Annotated in this window: 1 rRNA gene; it reads right to left on the reverse strand. The window is 54.5% G+C overall.

The annotated features are described in order from the left end of the window. Positions 1–255, reverse strand: a 16S ribosomal RNA gene (locus tag UJ203_RS20830); the annotation flags it as partial.

Consider the following 255-nt stretch of genomic DNA (forward strand, 5'->3'; position numbering starts at 1 on the left):
CCCAGTGTGGCCGATCACCCTCTCAGGTCGGCTACGCATCGTTGCCTTGGTGAGCCATTACCTCACCAACTAGCTAATGCGCCGCGGGTCCATCTGTAAGTGGTAGCCGAAGCCACCTTTTATATTTAAACCATGCGGTTCAAATAAGCATCCGGTATTAGCCCCGGTTTCCCGGAGTTATCCCAGTCTTACAGGCAGGTTACCCACGTGTTACTCACCCGTCCGCCGCTAACATCAGGGAGCAAGCTCCCATCT

The organism is Bacillus sp. V26, from assembly GCF_034296245.1.
GTDB classification, from domain to species: domain Bacteria; phylum Bacillota; class Bacilli; order Bacillales; family Bacillaceae; genus Bacillus; species Bacillus halotolerans.